We start from the raw sequence: 24,695 nt of genomic DNA on the forward strand, positions 1-24,695 counted from the left end.
GCAACGGAGATGGAGGAGAAGTCTCGCGCACCTCTGTTTGCGGAGACTGTGGGCGATGCGAGGGCGGGGCAACGAGCGGCGACAGTCGGCGTGCAGGTGTCATCCAAGGCGTGCGGGCGCCAACCGACGGGGCATGGGTGCTAACCGAGGCGCGGGTGCCGCCAGCAGGAAGACGTTTCGGCGGCGAAAAGTGTCGGACCCTCCCCTTAGGCTAATGCCATGTCTACAGAACCTCTTACCATTGCTCTTTACGCAACGGACACCATGGCCGACTGGGAGTATGCCTACCTCACGTCACAGATCACCGTCGCCGAGCGCGCGAAACCGGGTCGTTTCACCCTGCTTCTGGTGGGTGACGGCGTCGATACGGTGCATTCGCTCGGAGGCCTGCCGATAACTCCCACGGCGGACCTTGATGTTCTCGATTCTCTGGCGGAGCGGTCGGCTCTTAGCATGTTGGTGATTCCGGGCGGTGAAACCTACGGCCACGGGCATGATCGCTTGATTAAGGCAGTCCGTGCTCTGTTGGCTCGCAACGTGCCGGTGGCGGGAATCTGTGGGGCAACGTATCTGCTGGCCCGCGCCGGTGTCCTCGATGAGAGGGCGCACACGTCAAACAGCGCAGATTTTCTGGCTGCTTCAGGCTACACAGGCGGCTCACACTACGTCGCGGCCCCTGTGATAACCGATTCGGGGTGACGACGGCGTCGGGCATCCAGCCGGTTGCGTTCACGGCGGAGGTGATGCGGGTGACCGGTCTTGTGTCGAATCCGGTGGCCGATGCTTGGGAGCATCTCTATCGAACGGGAGGTGCCGAACAGTACGGTGCATATGTTGCGGCGGCTAACACATGGGCGGAGGGATAATCATGTAGCGGGGTCTTGCGGACCGGGCGAGATCATGGTGAGATAGGCAAAGCCTCCTTGTTCCTGCATGGCTGCAGCGAACAAGGAACACGCGCGACGCGGCTTTTACGGCGATGTAGGTCAACCGCTTGCCTCGCCGACATAGACCGTCGATGTCTGCTTCACAAAGTGGTGGACTATCACGACGTAATCGTTGTGGCACGTTGCTGGTGCGTAACGTCGGCATCCGCTACGCGCGGCGTAGGTCAAAGGTTCGTATCACGAATACCGGAGGAAACAATGATCCGAGTAGGAATCATCGGATGCGGGAAGATCGCACAGGTGCGGCACATCCCCGAATATCTCGCGAACGCTCATGCTGAGATTGTCGGCTACTACAACCGCACTCGGGGCAGGGCGGAGGAATTGGCACAGCGGTATGGCGGCACGGTTTACGCGACAATCCCGGAGATGCTGGCGGATAGCAGCATTGATGCGGTTAGCGTATGCACAGCGAATACCGCACACGCACGGGAGTCAATCGCGGCACTAGAGGCGGGAAAACACGTCCTTTGCGAGAAGCCCATGGCATCGACCCTTGCCGATTGTGAGGCCATGATCAGCGCTGCTGACAGGAACGGCAAGAAGTTGATGATCGACCAGAACCAGCGTTTCGTGCGCGCCCATCGGAAAGCGAGAGAACTAATCGAGGCGGGGGCTATCGGTGAGGTACTGACCTTCCGCACCACCTTCGGGCACGGCGGCCCGGAGACGTGGAGTATCAACCCCGGTCCGTCCACATGGTTCTTTGACGCCAAGAGCGCGGCCATGGGAGCGATGGCGGATCTCGGCGTGCATAAAACCGATCTCATCCAATATCTGCTGGGAAGCACCGTCGTCGAGACATCCGCCAAGCTGACGACACGTGACAAACGCGGCCCTAGCGGCGAACTCATCGGCGTGGACGACAACGCCACCTGCATTTACACCATGGACGACGGCGTCGTCGGCACTATGACTGCCAGCTGGACGTATTACGGAGCCGAAGACAACACGACGATCATATACGGAACAAAAGGCATCATGCGGCTGTATGACGATCCGACGTTCTCTCTGAAACTGGTCCTGCGAAACGGTGAGGAGGTTTGCTACCGACTCGACCAGATTCAAACCAACGACAACCAGACCTCCACCGGGATCATCGACGCCTTTGTGGACTGCATTGAGAACGACACCGCGCCGGAGATCTCGGGCGAAAGTGTTCTGACCGCGATGCGGGCCGTATTCGGCAGTATCGAGTCGAGCACAACGGGACGCAGCGTTAAAGTGAACCAGGCAAGGTGAACCAACAGCGAAGGCGCCAGGCCGCTGGGAGTGGCCGCTATCCACCTCAATTATTAGAACCATGGCGGTTCGCACAGGAGCGGACGGCCGAAGAAAGGACTCAACACATGAAACTCGGACTAGTCAGCGCAATTCTTGACGGCAGCACATACGAAGAGATGATCGACACCGTCAGCGAATTCGGATTCCAATGCGTCGAGGTGGCGTGTTGGCCACAGGGGAAGGCTGAGCGGCGATATGCAGGTGTTTCCCATATCGATGTGGAGCGGGTTCTCGACGACGACGCATACGCCGCGCACGTCATCGATTACGCACGGAGCAAAGGCGTTGATATCTCCTCGCTCGCCTTCTATCCCAACACTCTCGACCCGGATCTGGAGAAGCGGGCAGCTAACGTGGCGCATCTGCAAACGGTTATCAAGGCGAGTGCCAAGCTCGGGGTAGGCCTAGTCACCACGTTTATCGGCCGCGACCAGTACAAGACGGTCGAAGACAATCTAGAGATTGTCAAAGAGGTGTGGCCGCCGATCATTTCGCTGGCTGAGGCTGAGAATGTGCGCATCGGATTGGAGAACTGCCCGATGCTCTTCGGTGCCGACCAGTGGCCCGGCGGTCAGAATCTCATGACAACGCCAAACCTGTGGAAGCGGGTATTCGAAATCCTCCCCAGCCCGAATCTCGGAATCAACTACGACCCGTCGCACTTCGTCTGGCAGATGGTCGATTACATCAAACCAATCTACGAGTTTGCCGACCGTATCTTCCACGTGCATTACAAGGACATCAAGCTCTACGAGGACAAACTCAATCAGGTGGGTATCATGGCGTACCCGTTGGACTACATGTCGCCAAAGATTCCCGGTCTGGGCGACGTCGACTGGGGCAAGTACGTTAGCGCGTTGACCGACATCGGCTATGAGGGATACACCTGCATCGAAATCGAGGACAAGGCTTTCGAAGGATCGCCGGAGAAGGTCCTGGAAAGCATTCGCCTGAGCAAGCAGTACATGGAGCAGTTCGTCATATGAGTGAGGGGAGGCGAAACCTGTACGCCGCGCGGCGGGTGTCTCGCTCTGCGGCGAGGTATCGCTTCGCAGAATCGCCAGCGGCGGGGCATGCGCGACTGTCGGCGGCGGGGCATGCGCGACTGTCGGCGGCGGGACACGTGCAGAGTTGCTGGCAGTGGAAAACATGCGACGTCGCCTGCGGCGCAGAACATACCACGTCGCTGGCGACGCAGAACACACAGAGTGTCTGTGCGCAGTGACTCGTGAGCCGGTGCAAGACCCTAGAGAGGAAGGAGCCGCAGAAGCGTGGCAACGGAGAAGAAATCGAAGAAGAACTCGCCGGAGATCAGCCGCGACTTTGATGTGAGGACATTCGCCTGGCTGCTCGGAAGGCTACCTGCACATTTGCCGATATCAGACGCATATTATGGGTACCACCGTGCCAGAGAAGAAAAAGGCGTGCTGGAAACACTTGCGGCTTCAGAACGGTTTCACATGGTGAAATGGTTTAGGGCGCAACCGAATACGGGAGACGGGCCGTATCTGAGAAGTAAGTCGAATAGATCGGCGAAGAGGGCATATAACCGTCTCGTTAACTCGCGCTCGTTGCTGTGGATCAATGAGGCATTAGGGCAGGATCCGGCACGGGTGCAAGAGGCCGCCGATGCGGCAGCGGCCGAACCTGACTACCGCAGTCGTTGCCGCATTGTGCGCGAGTATCTGCCGTGGGAGGAGGTTGCCGAGTTGGCGAGTGCGCAGCTCGAATCCGGTAAGCGCGCGCTGTGGTTGCGCCGTTTACAAGTACGACGGCAGGTGTGGTTCACTAGCCGACGATCTGGCCGGTCGGGTACGCAGAGCGATGAATGACGCACCGGCCGCAGCCCGTCGGTGGACCGCGTGCATGTTCACCTTCTATCGGGGAATCGGCTAAACGCGGCGGATAACACCGGCCTGAGGAGTTCGCGGCCATGCAAGGCCGCGAACTACTGGTTTTCAGCCTTGGCGCTCCGCCCACTCCGTCAACGTGACTCGCGGTCCGGTGAAGAAGGGGATCTCCTTTCGCACATGCAGGCGCGCTTCCAAGTTGCGTTGGTGGCGCATGGCGTCGGTAAGCCGATGCAGTTCGTCTGCTTCAAAGGCAAGCAGCCACTCGTAGTCATTGAGCGCGAAGGCCGACGTCGTCGACCCCTTGACATCCGGATACTCGCGCCCGGAGCGACCGTGCTCGGCAAGAATACGCGAGCGCTTCTCCTCGTCCATGTAGTACCAGTCGTAGCTGCGGACGAAGGGGTATACGCAGACCCATGGCCGGGGCGCGACGCCGGAGAAACAGGCGGGGGTGTGCTTCGCGTTGAACTCGGCAGGGCGATGTACGCCCACGCAGGACCATTCAGGGTCGAGTGCGCGGCCCAGGTCCGAGCGGCGGAGGGCGTGGTAAGCGGCCTGGAGTTGGGCCGGATCGTCCGCGAGAGTCCACAGCATGAGGTCGGCATTAGCGCGGAAACCGCTGATGTCGTACCAGCCGCGGATAGTAACACCGGTTGCCAGTACTGCTTCCTCCGCCGTTGCCGTGTCGATTCCGGCGAGCGAAGCGGAGGTACGGAATACGGAGTACATGACGTAACGCGGCTTCGCATTAACCTCTTCGGGCGAAACGGGAGTGTCACGCGGATCAACTGCATGCTGGGCATCGGCGTGGCCGGGGTGCGTCGTTTGGGACATGGGATGATGCTCCTTATCGGGTGTTACTTGTCGATTTATACGGGCGGACGCGGTAGGCAGCACTCCACAGTTTCCTGCAGGCAGGGATGGTCGGGAATTGCTTTGTCACCGCGGGCAAAAGCGGCATGGTCGGCTAGAAGATCGGCGAGCGTACTGACGAAATCGGGGTGTGTTCCGGCTGTTGCGGCGCGCTGATATTCGAGCCCGAGATCAGCTGCAGTTGCACGCGCCTGTGTGTCGAGGTCGAAAGCGACTTCCATATGGTCGCTGATGAAGCCGATTGGTGCCGCCACTACGCCCGCAATAGCCCTCGCCGCATCGCCGCCCGGGGAATGTGCGTCCGGCACTCGCGTGGAGCCTGTATCCGGTATGTTATTGGAACCGCTATGGAGTGCCGGGTGCGTCACACATGAGGAGTTAGCGGCAGCAATTTCGTGCAGACGGTCGTTGACATCCGGCTCTAACCATGGCGTGTGCGGGTTGCCGGAGCGAGAGCAGTAGACAAGCTCCCAGTCCAGATCTTCTTTCACAAGTTCTGCAGCTGCCTGGGCCACTGCCGCTGCCACGCGCATATGCTGTGCATCGTAACGGGCCGGTTCTGTTCCGTCAGCTGAGGCGGCATTCATGGCCGTTGGAATGGAGTGGGTGACGAAGAGGACTTTTATGGTGCCCCTGCGAATCCGGCTGCGCAGGCTGCGGACTGCCGAGGCGAGCGCATCCGCATTTGCGGAGATGAATCCAGGCCGTTCTGCGTACGGACCTGCCTTGTCGATCACGATGCCAGGGACCTGTGCTGTGGCACGCTCCAGATCTTCGCGGTACTGGCGGCATCCGGAATACGAGGAGTACGCCGCCGTCGGTAAAGCAATAACCCGGCGATGCCCGGCCGCACGGAGATCGGCGACGGCGTCGGATACGAAGGGGGTCCAATTCCGGTTTCCGATAAGCACGGGGCGTGGGCAGCCGCGCCGGGCAAGCTCATCTTCCAAGGCATCGCGTAACGCCTCATTCTGCTCATTGATAGGTGAGCGTCCTCCAAACAGTTCGTAATGTTGGGAGACTTCCAGCAGGCGTTCATCGGGTATTCCGCGCCCCGCCGTCGCATTGCGCATGAAGGGCAGCACATCCTCGCTCTTGCGGGGGCCTCCATAGGAAGTGAGGACAACAGCGGTGTAAGGGCTGAGTGAGTCGCCTTGCGGCACACTATCGGCAGAGACGGGCGCGGCCATCAACGTGCCTCCGCCGAATGGTGCTGTTTCGTCGACCGAATGCGCTCTGCTAACCGACTATGTTCCGCCGGGTGATAGGCGGTCGACTGGTCATGTGCTAGTTGCTGGTCACGCGCCGTCGATCCGTCGCAGAAATCATCGCCTTTCCACTGCTGGAGTTCCGCGGCCCTGGTTGTCACCGACCGATCATCCGTGGCGGGTTCCTCCAGATCGGCATAACTCAGGCCGGTGACTGGGCAGCGCCGTAGACGGGGGTCGGCCGCACGACGGGCTTCGATTCCGTACAGTTCCTCCAGCGCATCCAAATAATCGTCCATTCGTCCGGCGACGGCGGCGTCGCGGGCGCGAATTGAGGGAATGTGCAGGAGTCGGGTGGCAAGGCGATGTAGGGCCATGGTGCAGTCTTCGGTTGTCAGCGGTCGCCCCTGGGGAAGGCGGGCAACTTCGTCGTCGACCAGTTGCAGCATGGATGCGCGCAGCGAAGCCACCGCCGGATCGGCTACACGGGAGGCCAGGCGTGCGGATACCTCCGCGACTCCCTCAGACACAATTTGCGAGGCACGGGATGACTCTTCAGAGACGAGCGGGGATACGTGGTTTTGGATGGCTTCCAAATTAAGTAGCGTGATGCCGGGAAGTGCCGCCACGCCGGGATCCACATCTGCGGGTAGGGAGAGATCCAGGATGACCAAGGGGCGCGCCGTGCCCGCGGCCATCGAAGCGTCGCTGCACGCGGATGGGTATCCGTGCAATCCCCGAGCCTCTGCCAGTTGCGCCGCGTTAAGCGCGGTTGCAGATCCTCCACGGCAGGTGACAATCAGCGTGGCTTGGGTACATTCGCGCACAAGGTTCTCACCGGCGCGAATGCCATGGCGCTCGGCAAAACCTGTGGCACGGTTGGAGGCTGAGTGTACGGCGATATCGTGCACTCCGCGGCGGCGCAAGGCGGCCACTACCGCACCGGCGTAGGCGCCCGTACCCATAAGCAGAACCTGCTGTTCGCTCCAGTCGCGAATGCCGCTTAGGTCCAGGGCGCAGGCAACGATGGAACGTCCCGAATCATGCAACTCTGTCTCTGCCCCAATCTTGCGTGCCGTTCGCAGGGCCGCGTTCACCGCTGTGACCAGAGCGCCGGAGGTATGTCCGCGCTCGCTCGCCTGCTGGAGTGTGCGGCGCAGCTGTCCGGTGACTTCACGCTCACCAATGACCATTGAATCCAGGCCGCACGCGACTTTGAAAAGGTGTTCCAGCGCGCGGGTGTCTTCATAGATAACCCACTCCGGCTGCCGGTCGAGTTCGCGCGCCATGCGCAACCGGAGATGGGCGGCAGGAACCTGGGGAGCGTCAACGATGAACTCAATGCGATTGCAGGTGAGAAGGGTGAGAACGCCTTCGACGCCAGCGGTCTGCTGAACGCATGCGGACAGTGCGTCAGCATGTTGCGCGACACGCTCGACCTCTGCCAAGCCGTGTCTGTCATGTTTCACGGAGAGGATGCGCAAACTCACAGTGCGTCCAGTCTTGCAGATACATAGCGGTGCGGCAAAATCGATACGTGACACAGAGCGTTCAGTTGCCACTACTGATGGCTCTTTCGGGATCGCGGCCCGAGCGATTGCCGGTCTGGTTCATGAGGCAGGCAGGGCGCTCTCTCCCGGAATACCGGAAGGCCCGGCAGGGCGTCGCGATGCTCGACGCATGCCTCACACCCGAGCTGGCTGCAGAGTTGACCTGCCAACCCGTGTGGCGGCACGGAGTGGATGCTGCGGTGTTCTTCTCCGACATTATGGTTCCCCTTGCATTGGCAGGCGTGGATGTCACGATCGAACCAGGGATCGGGCCCGTCATTGCACACCCCGTACGCAGCGCCGACGACGTCGCCGCGCTCGCATCGCGTCGCATTACGGATGGATCAGCGATTACAGCGGCGGTACGCATGGCGGTAGCCGAACTCGACGTGCCCATTATTGGATTCGCCGGTGCTCCGTTCACCTTGGCCGCATATCTTGTGGAAGGCCGTGGATCACGTGATCATTTGGCCGCTCGCAGCTTCATGCACGCCGAACCCGCGGCTTGGGACTGCCTCCTAACATGGTGTGCTCGCATATCGGGGGAGTTTCTCCGGCTGCAGGCGGCTGGGGGCGCGGCGGCCGTGCAGCTCTTTGACTCGTGGGCCGGAGTGCTGAGCCTGCAAGACTATATGGCACACGCCGCACCGTACTCGCGGCTTGCGCTGCAAGCTGTCGACGTGCCCCGTATTCACTTCGGAACCGGTACCGGCCACCTGTTGGAGGCAATGTTCGAATGCGGCTGTCAGGCCCTGAGCATCGACTATCGAACTCCTCTCAACGAAGCAGCGCGGAGGGTTCCCGGCGCCGTCCTGCAAGGCAATATCGACCCCGCGTTCCTTGCTGCTGGATGGTCCGCGTTGGAAGCGCATACGCGCGACGTCGTCGCACGCGGTCGAAATGCTCCCGCGCATATTGTTGGACTGGGCCACGGGGTGCCACCGCAAACAGATCCTGCGGTTCTTACTGACCTTGTTTCCCTGATACACGAGCTCTGAAAGCTGGTGCACGATGAAGGCCGTCGTAATCGGAGCAGGAATTGCGGGTTTGGCCTGTGCGCACCGCCTCGTACGCGAGGGGTGGTCCGTTGATGTTCTCGAAGCAACGGATCGACCCGGTGGCCTAATCGCGCCGCTTGAGATAGCGGGTCAGGTTATTGATCGCGGAGCCGAGGCATATGCGAGGCGGCGGGGGATCGGTGATCGGCTCTGCGCAGAACTGGGCCTGGACGTTGCCGCTCCCGCGGGCCGTGCACACATCCGCTGGTCAACGACGGAGTCCTGGCCGGGTGCTGACGGCATACTCGGCATACCGGCCAGCCCCGACGATCCGGCGTTGCTACGGGCCCTGCGCCCAGTTGAACTAGCGGTCGCACGGGCCGAACCGCAGATGGCCCCATCAGTTGGGCAAGACGCGGAGACAGTGGGCGAGCTTGTAGCGGCGCGAATGGGGAAAGCCGTGGTAGACCGCCTCGTTGCGCCGGTGACACGGAGCATCTACCGGCTTGCACCCGAACAAATGACGTTGGCGCAGTACGCGCCCGCCCTACGTGGCCCCGGATCCCTGTACGCCAAGGTGCAGGCGGCGCGCGGCTCGCGTTCCAGTGTTGCACAGCCAATCGGCGGACTCGTTCGTTTAGTCGATGCGTTGGTGGAGGATATCCGAGCGCGCGGTGGGCAGGTTCATCTGTGCTCGCGTGTCGCCGGGATTTCTCCACGGAAGGGCGGGAGCTCTTCTGTTCCCACACGGGGTGCACAGCATTGCCCAGCGGCACCGCAGCGGGAGGGTGCATCCTCCGGTCGGAAGGCGATGGGTAGTGACGAGATCGCGAGCGGACGGGAAGCACCGGCTCGATTGCGGGTGAGTGCTGTGCCGAATACGAACGCCGGGTGGCATGTGAAAGTCGGAAATACGGACTATATGGCGGATCGGGTGGTGCTTGCCTGCCCGGGGCGCGTGGCCGTGGCGCTCCTCCGAGGTATTGGTGTGACTGCCGCCGCCCCGGCCACGAGTTCCTCACTCAGTGTGGTGCTAGCCGTGGATCCTACGTATATCGGGGGTGCGCCGGTTGGCTCGGGAGTGCTGCTCGCCCACCCAATTGAGGGTTTGCGGGCCCGGGCATTAACGCATTACTCGGTGAAATGGCCGTGGAGTGCGGGGCAGAGTGAACTGATCCGCCTGAGCTACTCGCCGCAGGATGAGCCGACCGAACAACAGGCCGTGGAGGACGCTGCTGTGTTGTTGGGGTGCCCGATTCCCGCAGCTCGTGATATGGCGGTTGTCCGGTGGCCGGAGATTCCGCGGGGGTTGAGCCCGGATGCGCGGGCTGTGCTCGATGCTTCATTGCCGGAGGGCGTGCGCGTCGCCGGAGCGTGGGTGGCCGGTAATGGTGTTGAGGCGGCCATTGCCTCCGGATTGGAGGCGGCCGTGTGAGTGAAGGCCTCATATATTTGAGTGAAGGCCTAATAGTGCATAAGTCTGGTGTGATGACTTCTGAAGGTACAAGACGCAGGCGTGCCGGTTCGCCACCGGTGTAGGTGGTCGTAAGGAAGAATCGCTCGGCTTGGAGCCCAGCCGTGAGGTACGCCACCGGTGTAGGCGGTTGCGGGGGAAAATCAGCGGGAAAGGAACGCGAATATGAGGCTAGGGACTCGCGCGTCGGCGCTTGCTATGACCCAATCCACGCTGGTTGCTGACCGGCTGCGTGAAACAGGGCCGGACGTGGAACTTGTTCCGGTACGAACTTGTGGTGATCGGGAACGCGGTTCTCTCAAGCATCTGGCCGGCCTGGGAGTGTTCGCGGCCGAGCTACGTTCGGCGCTTCTGCGCGGGGACGTGGATTTCGCGGTGCACTCGCTGAAGGACTTGCCTACCGAGACTGTTCCCGGGCTCGTCATCGCAGCCATTCCGCAACGCGAGGTGGCTGCTGATGCTATGTGCGCACGTGATGGTATGCGCTTGATCGATTTGCCTGCCGGTGCCCGTGTTGGCACCGGTTCACCGCGGCGGGTGGCACAGTTGCGGGCGCTGCGTCCGGATCTAGTATTCGTTGATATCCGCGGCAATATTGGTACGCGCTTGGAGCGAGTTCGCCCGGGTGACCTCGACGCCGTCGTTCTGGCGGCTGCCGGATTGCGCCGTCTTGGGCTGGCGGGCTATATCACCGAAGAATTGCCTATTCTGCCAGCACCGGGGCAAGGGGCTCTCGCCGTGGAATGCCGTAGTGACGATGAGAAAACCGCCTCGATTCTGCGCACTCTGGATGATCCGGATAGTAGATTGCAGGCGCAGGAGGAGCGGGAGGTGCTGGCGGTACTGGGAGGTGGCTGTGCCGCTCCGATCGCAGCTCTGGGGATAGACGGCTTGTTACGGGCGGCCGTATTCGCGGCCGACGGGAGCCGACATGTTGCGGTGACGGTCCCCCTACACAGCGGGGCTGGCCGGATCGCTGCGCAATGTTTGCTCGACGACGGTGCCGCCGCAATTGCCGATCTGGGCGCTTCGCGGCAGTCGCGTTTAGAGGAGTTTCACGACGACGTCGCGCTCTGGCGGGAGGGAAAGGCACGGGAAGAGGGCCGCCCACACTCTTTGCGCGAAGGAGCGGATACATTTCCTTCGCGCGAAGGAGCGGTTGCGCCGCCTCCTGGTGAAGAACCCGGAGCGTCCTCTTCCCACGAAGAGGCATGGGCGCCTTTTGCGTGGCGAAAGGCAGAAGTGTTCCTTCCGCGAGAAGAGGGCGTGTTGTCTGCCGCGCTGCGAGAACTGGGTATAGTCGTGACGGCCTGTCCCGTCCAGCGTCGTCGGCTTCTGACGCCGAATATACCCAGTGACCAACTGGAGCAGGCGCAGTGGTCTGTCATCACCTCGGCGCGCACGGTCGGTGCCCTCAAGGAGCTGGGCGTGCAGTTGCCGGGGCGGATCGCCGCCGTCGGGCATGCCACCGCGCGTGCTCTAGAGGCGGCGGGTTACGGAGTTGACCTGATCCCCCGGGAAGAGAGTGCGGCCGGGCTGCTCGCCGAGTTCCCCCGTGGTGGTGGGCACGTATTCTTGCCCTGCTCGGCACTTGCCGGGCCGGAGTTGGCCGACGGCTTGCGCGGACGCGGTTGGCAGGTAGATGTCCAGAGCGTCTACACCATGGAAGAGGTCGAGATTTCAGCGGCAATCCGGCGCCGCTGGCAGGGTGGAGAGTTTGCGGTTGTTGTCATTACCTCGGGATCTGTGGCGCGTACAGTGGATCGAGTACTAGGCTGGCCGCGTGCAACAGCAGTGGTCGCCCTTGGGCCAGCCACTGCCCGGGTGCTCGATGAGCTCGGTGTGGCGGCAGAGATTTCCCCGACGCCGCATGCTCCCGACGTGGCGGCAACCGTGGCACAGCTCGTCGTGAAGGCAGGGGAGGCTGCGCTGTGAATACACAGGAGGTAGCGCTGTGACACAGAAGGTAGCGTAAGCAGCGCAGGTCTAACCAGCGGCGGCGATGTCGCTGTTGTGGCAAGCAAGATCAGGCGGAAAAGAGGTGTCGGCAAGATTATGATTCAGCGTCCACGCAGGCTTCGCACAACTGCGGCCATGCGCAAGTTGGTCCGTGAGACCAGACCGGCGGCTTCACAGCTGGTTCTACCGGCCTTTGTGGGGGAAGCTTCGGCGGATATCAGTTCGATGCCGGGCGTGAAGCGGCATACGCCCGAGTCGATTGGCGCCGTCGCCCGTGCTGCTCGTGATGCGGGACTGGGCGGAATAATGCTGTTTGGTGTGCCTGATGATAAGGATAAAGACGCGCACGGAACGCAGGCATGGGCGGCCGATGGTATTGAACAGCGGGCCATTGCGGCATGCCGTGAAGCCGTGGGCGATGACCTAGTGATTATGTCCGATGTGTGTTTAGACGAGTTCACCAGTCACGGTCATTGTGGATTCCTAGGGGAGGACGGGCGCGTTCTCAACGATGAGACCTGCGAGGCCTATGCCCGCCAGGCCGTGGCACAGGCTCGTGCCGGAGCGCATGTGGTGGCGCCGTCCGGGATGATGGATGGTCAGGTGGGCGCGATTCGTGTCGGCTTGGATGCGGAGGGTTTCTCAGATGTCGCGATCCTCGCGTACTCGGCGAAGTATGCCTCGGCCTTTTATGGCCCGTTCCGCGAGGCAGTGGGGTCATCTTTGCAGGGGGATCGGCGCACCTATCAGCAAGATCCGGCGAACCGTCGGGAAGGCCTGCGTGAGGCGCTGCTGGACATGGCCGAGGGTGCCGACATGGTGATGGTGAAGCCTGCGAGTCATTACCTGGACGTGCTGGCTGATGTCGCGGCTGCATCCGATGTGCCGGTTGCCGCCTATCAGGTTTCCGGGGAATACGCCATGATTGAAGCGGCAGCGGGCCGTGGGTGGATCAATCGGCAGGCGGCCATTGAGGAATCGGTGACGAGTATTGTGCGCGCCGGGGCTGACCTGGTGCTGACCTACTGGGCGATGGAGGTCGCGAGATGGCTGAACTAACGGGAAATGCGGCGGGGGCCGATCACGGCACGCCGACTGATAACAGTGCACAGGAAGGCTCTGAGTGGCAGGTGGGTGCCGCCGGGGAAACCGGTACGTATGAGTCGACCGACATCCGTAAACCGGTCGAGGTCGCCGACCTGAGTGTGCAGGCAGTGAGTCAGAACGAACGATTAATGGAGCGGGCACAACAATCGATCCCGGGCGGGGTTAACTCACCGGTGCGTGCCTATGCGTCGGTAGGTGGAACACCGCGCTTTATCCGGGAGGCGGCAGGGTGCCGGGTGACGGATGCCGATGGGCGCAGCTATGTGGACCTTGTCGGTTCGTGGGGACCCGCTCTGCTGGGGCATGCCCATCCGGCCGTGGTCGACGTGGTGCGCGAAGCGGCGGGCCGAGGTTTGAGTTTTGGAGCTCCCACTGCAGCGGAAGTTGAGCTGGCTGAACGGATCCGAAAGCGAGTACCGGCGGCCGAACACGTGCGCCTCGTATCCACGGGCACCGAGGCGACGATGACGGCGGTACGCATCGCGCGCGGTGCAACCGGGCGCGACAAAATGGTGAAATTTGCTGGGTGCTACCACGGGCATTCGGATGCACTACTCGCCGCAGCCGGTTCCGGTGTTGCCACCCAGGGTTTGCCCGGCAGTGCCGGGGTGACGGCAGCAGCGGCCCGCGACACGATAGTGCTCCCCTACAATGACGGCGCCGCGTTGCAGGAAGTGTTCGAGCGTGAGGGTGCTCGGATCGCGGCTGTAATCACGGAGGCCGCCGCTGCCAATATGGGTGTCATTGCACCCGTGGCGGGGTTTAACGCTTTGATCAGGAGTTTGACGGCTGAGCATGGCGCCCTGATGATCCTGGATGAAGTGCTGACCGGTTTCCGTGTGGGACCGGGCGGATGGTGGGGCCTGGAGGCGGGCGGTGGTCTAGCCGTGGACGGTGTCCTGGACGTGGATGACGGCCTGGAGGCGGGAGACGTCGTCGGCAAAGACGCAGCGGGGGCAGCACCGTGGACCCCCGATCTGTTTACCTTCGGGAAGGTGGTGGGCGGTGGTATGCCGCTGGCGGCCGTGGCGGGACGGGCAGATGTGATGGACCTGCTGGCACCGCTCGGTCCGGTTTACCAAGCGGGCACGCTCTCCGGTAACCCGCTCGCCACTGCGGCGGGTATAGCGACACTCGATCTTGCCACACCACAGGTGTATGCCACGGTGAACCGACGTTCGGTGCAGTTGCAAGAGCTTGTGCACGAGGCATTGACCGGGGCGGGCGTGCCGCATGTGGTGCAGTCGGCAGGTAATCTGTTCTCGGTGTTTTTCCGCGAGGATCCGGTTCTCAATTACGACGACGCCCAGGCACAGGACACCGCCGCATACGGCCGTTTCTTCCATGCGATGCTCGATAACGGGGTGGCGTTACCGCCGTCGGCTTTTGAAGCGTGGTTCCTCTCTGCCGCGCACGACGACGCCGCCATGGAGACGATTGAGCACGCCTTGCAGGCAGGCGCCCAGGCGGCGGCCAGCGGATGAGGCACAGGTGACCTTCATCGGAGAGGTCACTATTTTGGCGTGCGAGCAGAGTCAATTAGACAGTCAGGTCTAAAACCAGATCTGAGATGTCCCGTAGGCGCTTGCCGTCTAGCAGTGAATTAAGCATTGACTGCGCTTCGTCATTTCCGCTCTGTTCAACTGCGGCGATCAATTCAGGAAGAGCGAAGTGGTAGACACAGTCAACATCACCGGTTCCTAATGCCAGTGATGCGAGTCGGGAGGGAGTAGGCTCAGCGGTCACAACAGCAATGTGAGGCGTTCTTCCCTTACGATTTCTGATGAGACTTAGAGCCTCTGAACGGGCGTTCTGCGCTCGATCAGAACGTAGCGTCCACTTGCAACTTACAACGGCGTGCAGAATACCGTGCGTGTTGTTCATTGCGCGAATAGGGGCGTGGAGCCCGCTGTCTTCGTCGACGAGGTGTTCGCCTATGTTGATGTGGTCGTCAGGTTCTGGATCGCGTATAACGAGGACATCTGGACTAATGGCATAGGAGTTTCCGAGAACCGCGCGTAAGGTGTTGTCCTTTTCGATAGCGTTAGCTAGGTCATCAAGGTGGGTGTAGGGTTCAAATCGTGCCAGATGGTATTCGCCGCGACGAGCGCCGACATTCTCGATGCGCCAAGCTCCCGGACGTAATGGAGCGAAACGCGGGAAGGACGAACGCAAAAACTCCGATACGGCATTCTCAAAGTTTCCACCGGTCGTCTGTCCGTTTAACCTGCGTGCCACCTCGCGCGCCCGGAGTTTCCGAGCGATTGATAGAGCAATCTTTCGCGAGGTCTCTTGCGAGCGATCGGCATTCGAGGCAATGCCGTTGTTGTCAATGATCAGAGTGCCACTGTCCACCAAGGTCTGGTGAAACAGTGTTCGAGCCTGAGTAAGAATGCTAGACATCTACAGAACTCCTACTTAGTGCACGGGCGATTTGCCTCCCTACCGCGCGAGCAACCGGTGGTGGAAATGCGTTGCCAATCTGCCGATAAGCGTTGGTTTTCGCTCCCGCGAACTCCCAATCATCAGGGAAACCTTGAATTCGAGCCGCCATTCTGGTGGTGAGGTGGGGCATGCCCTGGAATCCCGGGTGAGGGGGATTGTTCCCAATCAGCCGCCCATCGACCCCCAGTTCTGCCCAGGCCTTTCGCGCGCGGCTTGGTCCCAAGTCTGGTCCGCCGTGTTTCTTTGACCCGCCAACAAGGGTCGGGGCTATCCGATTGGCACGCTTTGCCCATTGATCGGCATGCTCCCAGCCATTGGAAGACATAAGATCTACAAGAAGATCTCCGACGTGCCTAGGGGGTGACTGATGAGGCTCTGGCCACTCAAAATTTGTGGCGAACTCGCTGTCCAAGGCCACCATAACAGCACGCGGGCGAAGTTGTGAGACTCCATAATGGCAAGCGTTCAATAGTCTCCAACGTGGGGTGTACCCAAGGCTGCTCAGACGATCATTAATTCTCTGTCGGTAGTCGTCGAACTTGGGTGTCATGAGTCCGCGAACATTCTCGAACATTACTGCTTTTGGTTGGATCTGCTCAACGAGTCGCAAGGCTGCCGGGAAGAGGTCACGCTCGTCGCTGGCACCGAGTTGCTTTCCGGCGACGGAAAACGGCGGGCAGGGAACACCTCCGGCAACTAAGTCCACGCCCTTATAACGTGCTCCGTCCCACTCGTTCAAGTCATCTTCTACGACGTTCCACTGAGGGCGATTCAGCCGTAACGTTGATGACGCCCACGCGTCATACTCAACTAGCGCAACGTGTTCAAAGCCCGCTTGTTCCAACCCTAATGCCTGGCCGCCTGCGCCGGCACAGAGTTCAACACTTGTGAAATCCATGTCCTCCCCTCGACTAGTTCTCCATTCTAATGTCTGAGCGTACGTCTAATGTCTGAGCGTACGTCCCACCTCCGACACGGAATACTCTCCATTCTTTCTTGACGCTGTGCGTCGAACATTCCATGGTGGTGTGCCCTCGGCCGGTCAACTGGGTAAAGAGTGTCGGGCTGACTCGGTGTGCGTGAAGTGGCACCTAGGTTGCGGCAGGTAGTCCGCCGGGAGGGCCTACTTCGCGGAAGGCGTCGAGAGTATTCGGCACGCCTTACGCGACGGCGGGAAGTCCAGGCCACCCACGACCTGTGGTAGCGTGAAATAACACTGATTGGAAACTGACGGCGGACTTGGAGAGAGACAAATCGTGACAGACATGCCCACTTGGGAAGAGTTCATGACCCCTACGCTCCGGGTCCTCAGCGATGGAGTGACGCGACATGGTCGCGAAATTCGGCCTCTCGTTGCTGCGCAAGCAAAGTTGACTCGCCGACAAAAGAACATAATGCTGCCTTCTGGTCAGCAGCTGATGTATGAGAATCGTATTGGCTGGGCCCTCTCATTCCTCGCCATTGTCGGTGCACTGGAACGGCCGAAGCGAGGGAACTACCGCATCACGGACGCTGGCAGACAGGTGTTGAAGCAATTCCCGAGCGGATTTAGCCAACAGGATCTTAAGGCTCTCGGCGAGGATCCGACGTCTCCGATCCGTGTCTATCAATCTGGGTCGCGCACTCGGCCAGAGGAGAGAACCGCTGATGCACAAGCTGCCTCGATGACGCCTCTTGAGCAAGTGCAAAGCGGTATCGAACGCATTCATAGAGATGTGGAGGCTGAGCTCCTTATACGTCTACAGGGCCAAGACCCGGGCTTCTTTGAGCACGCCGTCGTCGAACTTCTACTCGCCATGGGTTATGGCGGTACTAACGGTGCAGGCAGCGTTACCCCGATCAGCAACGACAACGGGATTGACGGTGTCATTGATCAGGACATTCTTGGCCTCAACCGGGTGTATATCCAAGCAAAGCGGTATGGCGATGAGCATCCCGTTGGTCGGCCGGAAGTGCAGGCATTTGTGGGTGCCCTCAGCGGCAAGGCAGACAGCGGTGTCTTCATTACAACGAGTCGATTCTCGGACGGTGCACGGAACTATGCGGATGCCATTCCCGCGCGGATTATTCTTGTGGATGGCAAACGCTTGGTGAAACTGATGGTCCGCTATGGGGTTGGTGTTCAGGTACGCGATACGTACCACGTGGTCGAGATCGACGAGGATTTCTTCGAATGACCGGGCGACATGCCGGGTTGACCGGGCGACATGCTGCGGCAGGCGCCTCACTTCACCGGCGTTGCGTACTCGGCCGAAGCATCATTGGCTGCCAGACTTCCGGCAGGCCTCAACGAGGCGGTTACGATCACGCTGTGCCAGTGTTTTCGCGGTGATGAGAAAGCGGACAGGGTGAGCGGCGGGTCAATGCCCACGGTCCGGATTCCCGCATAGGAATGCTCGGCTTCGTGCCCGCTGAAAACGGGCGTCCGCATAGCCATCGGATGCGTGGCGAGTTGCGCGAACGTTGCCTCGACCGTTGTGAACGGTATGCCTGCGTTTACGGCCAGACCTCTTGAGGCAAGTGCTCCCTCGATAAGGTCGTGCTGAGCTGGGTTCATTCTCCTGTCAGCCAGTGACACGGGTGATTGTGCGAGCTCTTGAAGGCTCACTGCATTCCGGTTTGCCAGCAGATGTGTGAGGGGCATGGCGGCTACGAGTTCTCCATACCAGATGTGTGTTGTTTCGACGGCGTGCGCGCGAACGTGTCCCCGCAGCAGGGCAGCATCGATCTTTGCCTCTTCAACTTGGCGTGTGCGTTCGGCCGGTGTTAGGGGAAGCGTTCGCAGGGTCACGCCTTCACGCGTGAGACGCTGCAGGATAGCGGGTAGTCGCGGTCCGTAACCTCTGGCGAACGCGCGTCCCGCACCGTGAGCAGATGCTCATGCCTAAGAATGACGGCGCAGGTGCGGAGGCTGAATCGTCCGTTCGTGCTGGAGGAGGACGGGTCCATCACCTTGCGAGTCTACTGCGCTGCGGTCCTTACTGCTTGCCCTGTGCACTGCAATAACCGACGATGCCGGAGATCGCAAGGACAACGACGAGCCCCGGCACACTCGCGTAACGCAACCGCAAACAGAGGCGGTCAGAAAACGTATCCTGAAACCTCGTTGATGCGGTTGACCATGAACACGCAGCACACCAATGCCGCTAGCGCGAGGAGTCCCCAGAGGATGGCGGCGCTGCGACTCGGCCTGCGTATATGAAAACCGCCTGCAACGGTGGCGCCGATACCCAGCACGCCCGTTGTGACGGCCATTTGGATCAGTTCCGGATAATGAAGATGCCTCGGAACATACTGCGGGGCTCCGCCGGGTTTCAGGGGCGGACGCACGTAGGACGTATACGCGTTCGCCACTGCGCTTGAACACGCGAGGAAGATGCCAATCGCGAAGAGGGCCACCGCCGAAATGAGCAGGGTGCGTTTTTTCTTGCTTGGTGTAGCTGCATGCTGAGCAGTTTCCGTTGCACTGTCTGAGGTTATCTGGGTAGATACTGGTTTTTCGGCGAGCATGGCATTATGTTAGCGTTTCAGAATGCGGTGTGCAATGCGGCAGCTCTTGCCGCACCTTGGCTCCCGGTACTGACCTATATCCAGCGCTGAGTTGATCGGTGAAAAGAGCAACGCAGGGTCAATAGACTAGCGTCGAAACGTCGTACGAGTGCCGGGCGGTGACCGCACAACAGATAAGTGCGGCGAGAATGAGGAGTCCCCATGCCAGGCCGGTTGCCACGGATCGCTTTCGTAGGTGAATGATGCCGACGACGGCGGAGCCAGCTCCAACGATTCCGGTAAGCCAGGCCAGTCGAATCAGTTCCGGATAGTACGCCGTGTGGTCACAAAGTTGGAAATCCTCGGTACCGCACGGGGTCACATACCCAACCCTCGACTGGGCAACCGCCCCATGCACACGATGGCGGTGGCGAAAATAGACCCGGCAAGTGCAAAAAGACGCCACGCAAAGGCTGGTGCTCCCCATGCTGGCCGCATGTTGCTGCGAGGCGCGCGCGGTTGTTCTGCACTCGGTCCGGGCGCAGACGTTTGCGGGGTGTGTTCATTCACCGTATGTGCGTTCGCGTTTGTTGCTGGCTGATCGCCGGGCGTTTCTCCAGTGAGCATAGGTTCAGCATACCGTTACGCTGCTGCGGTTCGTTGCCCAGCAGCACTTGTGGATAATGAACCCATGGACCAGATCTGGTATGACATCGCGGGCAGACTGCAGGACAGCGTGCATGCGGGCGCGGCACCTTCGCTTATCGCCGCAGGCATCGGCGTCGGCGTGGCGTTGACAGCCGTCGTCGTCCCGCAGATCTGGAAGGTGTTCCGCGTCGTTGTCACCCTTGTGCACGAGCTCGGACACGCCGCAGTCGGCGTGATAACTGGACGCAAGTTCGCCGGATTCACGGTGGAGCCAGATATGTCTGGCGCGACCGCCACCAGGGGTCCGAGCCGGGGTCCGGGACTGGTGCTCACCACACTGGCGGGGTATCCGATGCCGGCACTAATCGGCGCGCTGCTGTTCTGGCTGGCTTCAACGGGACGTGCTCGCCCTACTCTGTTGGGAATTGCCCTCGTTATCGCACTGGTGCTATTTCGTGCTCGCTCGGTATATACTCTCGCGATCCTATTGTTTGTACTTGCCACCGATATAGCGCTGTGGTGGTGGGGAGAACCGGAGGCTGCCGGAGGGGTGGTACTTGGCCTTGGCCTCTTCCTTCTGGTTGGGGCGTGGCGGCAGTTCTGCAACGTACTTTTCCACGGAGATAACTCACAAGATCCGGGTGCACTGGCCGCGCGCACGCGCGTTCCCGCCTTCGTTTGGAATCTCATCATCGGGCTGTTGCTCGTCCTCGCCACGGACTGGGCCGTTCACAGTTTCTTGTGGGCGTATACGTGAGCATTTTGTGCATGGGTACGAGTGCGCTACATGCGAAAACAAACAGCCGTGCCAAGAGCACACCCCCTCTTGGTGCGAGGTGGGTGCCGGTCAGTCATTGCCATCGCAAGCCTCCGATTCCTCCTGGAGGGTCCTGCCCGTACCGATCAATCCACCCTAATTCACTGGTCCTGCGCGCTGCGAGTCGACGACGGCGTCGAGCTTGCCATTCAACTCCGCGATCTGCTGCTGTAGCTCAGCGATCAACTGGCGTGTAGTCTCTTCTTCCTCCTCGGACTCCTCGGAAACCGAGCTGATGATCCACGATGCCAACGTTGCCGAAATAACGCCAATAAGCGCGATCCCGCCGGTCATAAGCAGCACGGCGACGAGTTGCCCGGATGGCGTAACCGGTGACACGTCCCCGTAACCGACCGTCGTAATGGTAACCAGCGCCCACCATACTGCGCGCGGGAAGGTGGTGATGGTCGCGTCGGGAGCGTCACGTTCCGCATTAAGGGCCGCGAGGGAACCGACGAGCGTGATAAGCACGACGCCCCCGGTGGCATATATGCTGATCCGCCCACGAAGTGCGGCGCCAGCGGTGCGTTGCAGCGTTCCGATGAGGGTGAGGACTCGCAGGAGTCGCAGAGGACGGAAGAAGGGGAGGACGACGATCGCTAGGTCGAATAGGTGGTGGACAAACCAATGACCACGCTGCGGCGCAAGGGCCAAACGTATGACATAGTCGATAACGAACACCACCCAGATGACGTTCATGGTGGCTTCGGCGGCGGTGCGAGCAGAACCCTGCAGGTCGGCTATGATCTCCCACGCGTATGCGCCGAGGAAAATGAGAGAGACGATAGCCAGGGGCCACTCGGTTATATGTTCCCAGCGTGCGAGCCGCGACTGTGGGTACTCATTCACCTTTGCATCCTAACGCCCAGCAGTTGTGTGTAGTTCGTAGTTGTGAGGAACTCGGCCTGTCACCATGCGGCCTGCCACCATGGGTGACAACACCCGGATCATCAAACGACAGGGGCAAGGCATCATGCCCACAGCGGCTGGCCCAGCCACCGGCACTCCTTCACCGGCGACCACAAACACGGTAACGGACGACCGCATTCCTTCGACCCGACCGCCTACAAGGATCTCAACACGGTCCAGCGCTGCTTCGGCCAGCTCAAACAGAACCTGGCCATGGTCACCAGATACGGCAAACTCGCCGTCCGCTACCAACCACCACTCATATCGTCAGCATCGACCACTGGCTCAAACGATTTGCATATCACAACCTAGAGCCAGTTCATCGACGGCGTCTTAGTTCGTGATGAACCCAGAGATCGCTCTCCTCCCCAGCGAGCGACCCTAGCATCGCGATCGATAATAGGCTAAAATCGACAGCCGTGGTGATCGATTTTCGCCGCCCGTTGGCGGTAGACCTCTTCGCTGGGGCTGGCGGCTTGTCCCTCGGTCTCGAGCAGGCCGGCTACGAAATCGCCGCCGCCGTGGAGTACGACCCCATTCACGCGGCGATCCACGACTTTAACTTCCCCTATGGCAAAACCTTCTGTGCCGACGTATCTAAGATCTCGGGCGACCAGATACGCGGGGAGTCTTTAATCGGCAACCGTGAGATCCACCTCGTCGCCGGGGTCCGCCCTGCCAGGGCATCTCGATGATAGGACGCCGCGCACTCGACGACCCCCGAAACGCCCTGTTGAAGGAATACGTTAGGGTCACTCTGGAGCTCGATCCGCGGTACTTCATCATGGAGAACGTCTCCGGTCTCATGGTGGGCAAACATCGGCAGCTTCTCGACGAGGTCATCGAGATGGTCAACGCAAGCGGTCGCTACCGCGTCGTGGAGCCGGTTCGCGTCCTCCAGGCGGCGGACTACGGCGCACCGCAGTCCCGTCGGCGCATGATCCTCATGGGTGCCCGAAGTGACGTGGCCTTGCCGGAGTACCCCAAAGCCATGTTTACGCCACGCACGATCAAGGGCGCGATCCCGACCAAGTTCACGCTCCCGCTCGGACCGAGTGTATTCGATGCGCTTGGGGATCTTCCGGACGCCGACGACTACCCCAAGCTCCTGAGCGACGACTCAGTGAGACCTGTGACCTATGGCCCTCCGAGCGCTTACGCGGCCAAGCTCCGCGGATTTATGCCTGACGTCCGCGATTTCTCCCGTCCTCGGCCAACGGACCCCGATTCCCTCACATCCTCTACTCGTACCGTCCATACGGACGTATCGATCAGCCGCTTTGACGCCACTCCGCCCGGGACGACAGAGCCCGTGAGCCGCTTCCTGCGGCTACACCCCGACGGTCTCTGTAACACCCTGCGCGCTGGGACGAACTCCGACCGTGGTGCCTTCACGGCTGCGCGGCCCATCCACCCGACTCTCCCTCGCGTCATCACCGTGCGCGAGGCGGCCCGCCTTCAAGGCTTCCCGGACTGGTTCCGCTTCCACGCGACAAAGTGGAACGGCTTCCGTGAGATTGGCAACTCGGTTCCTCCCGCTCTCGGCCGGGCTGTCGGAGCAGCCGTCCTCAGTGCTGATGGCGTCAAACCACGACGGGGGCGTCCGACGCCCTTGGGGATCCTGCGGTGCTCAAGATGACCTCTGGTGGCGCGCACGCGCACTTCGGCTTGACTGAGCGTGTCATTGCGCAACGTGATCGGAAGGCTGAGTGAACATGGATGAGACGGCGATGAACCTGGGTGCAGTCGGCAGCAAGGACACATCCAAGGCCAATCGGTACCAGCAGCTGATCGAGTGGGTCTTCCAGCGCCACTACGTGGCTGGGGACACTGCAGTCTACTGGGAGCGCCCCGAGCTAGTCGAGGGCGCGAGAGAACTCGGCATCGCCTTGCCCCGAAACCTCGGAGACGTGGTATACGCCATACGTTACCGCATACCGCTGCCCCAAAGTGTAGTCGAGACGGCCCCTGCGGGCACCGAGTGGATCATCCGCGGCAACGGGCGAGCAAAGTACGTATTCAACCTCATTCCTGCCCAGGTCCGCATCCGCCCTGACATGGCGCTGACAGTGATCAAGATCCCCAACAGTACGCCCGAGATCATCGCTGCGACCGCCCTGGGCGACGAGCAGGCTCTGCTAGCGCTATTGCGCTACAACCGACTTGTCGACATTTTCCTGGGGGTCACGGCCTACTCGCTCCAGAACCACCTGCGCACCACCACGCGCAAGATTGGCCAGGTCGAGATCGACGAGGTCTACGTGGCCGTCGACCAACACGGCCGCCAGTTTGTAGTCCCGGTCCAGGCCAAGGGTGGCAACGACGAGATCGGCATCACGCAGACGGAACAGGACCTCGCCGTCTGCGCTGATAAGTGGCCCGACATGATCTGTCGGCCGGTGTCTGCGCAGTTCGTTGCTGACGGGCGCATCGCGCTGTTCGAGCTCGCGCTTCAAGATGAGCAGATTCGTGTACGGCGTCAGGCGCACTACAAGCTCGTGCCTGCGGCCGAAGTCACGAAGAGGGACCTCGACCTGTACGCCTTGGCGAGCGACGAGGGTACCGTGAACGCGGTGGGCGTTGAGTCCCCACCATCGGAGGACTAGGTCGTATTACGTAAGTGGGTGGGGTGGTAGGTGTCGTGTGCGGACCAAGGTGAGGTCTTCGGGCTATCACGGGTGGTGTGAGAACAGGCCGTGACACCTCGAAAGGCCTCGACCGTTAAGTAGAGAAGCTGCCGCGGGCCTCGACCTGGCCGATGCCCAATGGGAGCTGCTCGAGCCCTGCTGCCCACCCCGGCTGCTCGTGCAGGCCTCGCATGTGTCCGCTGCGGGCCCAGATCAACAGGGCACACGCCCCGTACCGGGACTCGCGGCTGGACGGGGTGTGGGGGTGCATTGGCAGCGAAGGCCGATGCTGAAGGTAAGGTCGGCTGACGGGTGACGGTGGATTCGAGCACCTGCCGGGTGTAGCCGACCAGGGTGCCCATGGCAAGGCCCACCGACGACTGGGGGTGGTTGTGGTAGGACCTGATAGGAAGCACGAGAGTAACTCTCTGCGACAGCTTTGGGCGGGCATCCAGTGACTCATGGCCGAATCTCAGCCCGGCACCCGGTCCTTGATGTCCTCATTGT

The 24,695-nt window shown here is 61.0% G+C and carries 24 protein-coding genes; 15 read left to right on the top strand and 9 right to left on the bottom strand.

The window, feature by feature from the left end; all coding sequences use genetic code 11:
- The first annotated feature begins 219 nt into the window (after positions 1 to 219).
- From DDD63_RS01925 to DDD63_RS01940, 5 genes are all read left to right on the top strand, one after another.
- Positions 220 to 699: a DJ-1/PfpI family protein gene (locus tag DDD63_RS01925; RefSeq protein WP_240611331.1), complete on the top strand. Its 480-nt coding sequence runs from the start codon at positions 220 to 222 to the stop codon at positions 697 to 699.
- Entirely contained in the window at positions 696 to 866 is a 171-nt protein-coding gene (locus tag DDD63_RS12680) for a hypothetical protein (protein ID WP_240611332.1), read from the top strand. Before DDD63_RS01925 ends, DDD63_RS12680 begins: the two co-directional genes overlap by 4 nt.
- 279 nt (positions 867 to 1,145) lie before the next feature.
- Positions 1,146 to 2,189: a Gfo/Idh/MocA family oxidoreductase gene (locus tag DDD63_RS01930; RefSeq protein WP_108714956.1), complete on the top strand. Its 1,044-nt coding sequence runs from the start codon at positions 1,146 to 1,148 to the stop codon at positions 2,187 to 2,189.
- A 107-nt stretch (positions 2,190 to 2,296) separates the two neighbouring features.
- Positions 2,297 to 3,217: a sugar phosphate isomerase/epimerase gene (locus tag DDD63_RS01935; protein WP_108714957.1), complete on the top strand. Its 921-nt coding sequence runs from the start codon at positions 2,297 to 2,299 to the stop codon at positions 3,215 to 3,217.
- Positions 3,218 to 3,502: 285 nt separating this feature from the next.
- Positions 3,503 to 4,063 carry a hypothetical protein gene (locus DDD63_RS01940; protein WP_108714958.1) on the top strand — a complete coding sequence of 187 codons (561 nt, stop codon included), beginning with the start codon at positions 3,503 to 3,505 and terminating at the stop codon, positions 4,061 to 4,063.
- A 126-nt stretch (positions 4,064 to 4,189) separates the two neighbouring features.
- Here DDD63_RS01940 and hemQ read toward each other — a convergent pair whose 3' ends face one another.
- Genes hemQ through DDD63_RS01950 form a run of 3 tightly spaced genes read right to left on the bottom strand, consistent with a single transcriptional unit; the run spans position 4,190 to position 7,727 of the window.
- A complete protein-coding gene (hemQ, locus tag DDD63_RS12325; RefSeq protein WP_205647287.1) occupies positions 4,190 to 4,918 on the bottom strand; it encodes a hydrogen peroxide-dependent heme synthase in 729 nt (242 codons plus the stop codon).
- A gap of 35 nt (positions 4,919 to 4,953) precedes the next feature.
- On the bottom strand, positions 4,954 to 6,147 hold the full coding sequence (locus tag DDD63_RS12330) for a ferrochelatase (protein ID WP_240611333.1): 1,194 nt from the start codon (positions 6,145 to 6,147) through the stop codon (positions 4,954 to 4,956).
- Complete coding sequence (locus DDD63_RS01950) at positions 6,147 to 7,727, bottom strand: glutamyl-tRNA reductase (protein WP_240611334.1); 1,581 nt, start codon at positions 7,725 to 7,727, stop codon at positions 6,147 to 6,149. The genes DDD63_RS12330 and DDD63_RS01950 overlap by 1 nt, the downstream gene beginning before the upstream one ends.
- A gap of 5 nt (positions 7,728 to 7,732) precedes the next feature.
- Here DDD63_RS01950 and hemE point away from each other — a divergent pair, with 5 nt between their 5' ends.
- The 5 genes from hemE to DDD63_RS01975 all read left to right on the top strand — a co-directional run bounded on the left by hemE (position 7,733) and on the right by DDD63_RS01975 (position 14,737).
- The gene (gene hemE / locus DDD63_RS01955) at positions 7,733 to 8,713 is read left to right on the top strand and encodes a uroporphyrinogen decarboxylase (protein WP_240611453.1); all 981 of its coding nucleotides are present in this window, start codon (positions 7,733 to 7,735) and stop codon (positions 8,711 to 8,713) included.
- 13 nt (positions 8,714 to 8,726) lie between these two features.
- Complete coding sequence (locus DDD63_RS01960) at positions 8,727 to 10,148, top strand: FAD-dependent oxidoreductase (protein ID WP_108714960.1); 1,422 nt, start codon at positions 8,727 to 8,729, stop codon at positions 10,146 to 10,148.
- Between the two features lie 204 nt (positions 10,149 to 10,352).
- Positions 10,353 to 12,122, top strand: coding sequence for a hydroxymethylbilane synthase (gene hemC, locus DDD63_RS12165; RefSeq protein WP_126145662.1), 1,770 nt, complete (start codon positions 10,353 to 10,355; stop codon positions 12,120 to 12,122).
- Positions 12,123 to 12,242: 120 nt separating this feature from the next.
- A complete protein-coding gene (gene hemB, locus DDD63_RS01970) occupies positions 12,243 to 13,205 on the top strand; it encodes a porphobilinogen synthase (RefSeq protein ID WP_108714961.1) in 963 nt (320 codons plus the stop codon).
- Complete coding sequence (locus tag DDD63_RS01975; protein WP_108714962.1) at positions 13,193 to 14,737, top strand: glutamate-1-semialdehyde 2,1-aminomutase; 1,545 nt, start codon at positions 13,193 to 13,195, stop codon at positions 14,735 to 14,737. Before hemB ends, DDD63_RS01975 begins: the two co-directional genes overlap by 13 nt.
- Positions 14,738 to 14,792: 55 nt before the next feature.
- Here the strand turns inward: DDD63_RS01975 and DDD63_RS01980 are convergent, their stop codons facing one another.
- Positions 14,793 to 15,656 (bottom strand): NgoMIV family type II restriction endonuclease, encoded by an 864-nt coding sequence (locus tag DDD63_RS01980; RefSeq protein WP_108714963.1) that lies wholly within the window; start codon positions 15,654 to 15,656, stop codon positions 14,793 to 14,795.
- Positions 15,649 to 16,596 carry a DNA cytosine methyltransferase gene (locus DDD63_RS01985; RefSeq protein WP_108714964.1) on the bottom strand — a complete coding sequence of 316 codons (948 nt, stop codon included), beginning with the start codon at positions 16,594 to 16,596 and terminating at the stop codon, positions 15,649 to 15,651. The genes DDD63_RS01980 and DDD63_RS01985 overlap by 8 nt, the downstream gene beginning before the upstream one ends.
- Before the next feature lie 388 nt (positions 16,597 to 16,984).
- Between DDD63_RS01985 and DDD63_RS01990 the strand changes: the two genes are divergently transcribed.
- The gene (locus tag DDD63_RS01990; RefSeq protein WP_205647288.1) at positions 16,985 to 17,875 is read left to right on the top strand and encodes a restriction endonuclease; all 891 of its coding nucleotides are present in this window, start codon (positions 16,985 to 16,987) and stop codon (positions 17,873 to 17,875) included.
- Between the two features lie 47 nt (positions 17,876 to 17,922).
- Here DDD63_RS01990 and DDD63_RS01995 read toward each other — a convergent pair whose 3' ends face one another.
- The 3 genes from DDD63_RS01995 to DDD63_RS02005 all read right to left on the bottom strand — a co-directional run bounded on the left by DDD63_RS01995 (position 17,923) and on the right by DDD63_RS02005 (position 19,569).
- Positions 17,923 to 18,489, bottom strand: a complete 567-nt coding sequence (locus DDD63_RS01995; RefSeq protein ID WP_164505415.1) for a LysR substrate-binding domain-containing protein — start codon at positions 18,487 to 18,489, stop codon at positions 17,923 to 17,925.
- Between the two features lie 290 nt (positions 18,490 to 18,779).
- Positions 18,780 to 19,208, bottom strand: a complete 429-nt coding sequence (locus DDD63_RS02000; RefSeq protein WP_108714967.1) for a hypothetical protein — start codon at positions 19,206 to 19,208, stop codon at positions 18,780 to 18,782.
- A gap of 118 nt (positions 19,209 to 19,326) precedes the next feature.
- The gene (locus DDD63_RS02005; RefSeq protein WP_108714968.1) at positions 19,327 to 19,569 is read right to left on the bottom strand and encodes a hypothetical protein; all 243 of its coding nucleotides are present in this window, start codon (positions 19,567 to 19,569) and stop codon (positions 19,327 to 19,329) included.
- Positions 19,570 to 19,878: 309 nt separating this feature from the next.
- Between DDD63_RS02005 and DDD63_RS02010 the strand changes: the two genes are divergently transcribed.
- Positions 19,879 to 20,592, top strand: a complete 714-nt coding sequence (locus DDD63_RS02010) for a M50 family metallopeptidase (protein WP_108714969.1) — start codon at positions 19,879 to 19,881, stop codon at positions 20,590 to 20,592.
- A 156-nt stretch (positions 20,593 to 20,748) separates the two neighbouring features.
- Here the strand turns inward: DDD63_RS02010 and DDD63_RS02015 are convergent, their stop codons facing one another.
- A complete protein-coding gene (locus DDD63_RS02015) occupies positions 20,749 to 21,501 on the bottom strand; it encodes a potassium channel family protein (protein WP_108714970.1) in 753 nt (250 codons plus the stop codon).
- A gap of 479 nt (positions 21,502 to 21,980) precedes the next feature.
- Between DDD63_RS02015 and DDD63_RS13070 the strand changes: the two genes are divergently transcribed.
- The 3 genes from DDD63_RS13070 (at position 21,981) to DDD63_RS02030 (ending at position 24,167) form a co-directional block, all read left to right on the top strand.
- Positions 21,981 to 22,256 (top strand): DNA cytosine methyltransferase, encoded by a 276-nt coding sequence (locus tag DDD63_RS13070; RefSeq protein WP_205647289.1) that lies wholly within the window; start codon positions 21,981 to 21,983, stop codon positions 22,254 to 22,256.
- A complete protein-coding gene (locus DDD63_RS02025; protein ID WP_205647290.1) occupies positions 22,253 to 23,200 on the top strand; it encodes a DNA cytosine methyltransferase in 948 nt (315 codons plus the stop codon). Before DDD63_RS13070 ends, DDD63_RS02025 begins: the two co-directional genes overlap by 4 nt.
- Before the next feature lie 76 nt (positions 23,201 to 23,276).
- Complete coding sequence (locus DDD63_RS02030; protein WP_205647291.1) at positions 23,277 to 24,167, top strand: endonuclease; 891 nt, start codon at positions 23,277 to 23,279, stop codon at positions 24,165 to 24,167.
- Positions 24,168 to 24,695 lie beyond the last annotated feature (528 nt).

The sequence above is a fragment of the Actinobaculum sp. 313 genome, assembly GCF_003073475.1.
GTDB lineage: Bacteria > Actinomycetota > Actinomycetes > Actinomycetales > Actinomycetaceae > Asp313.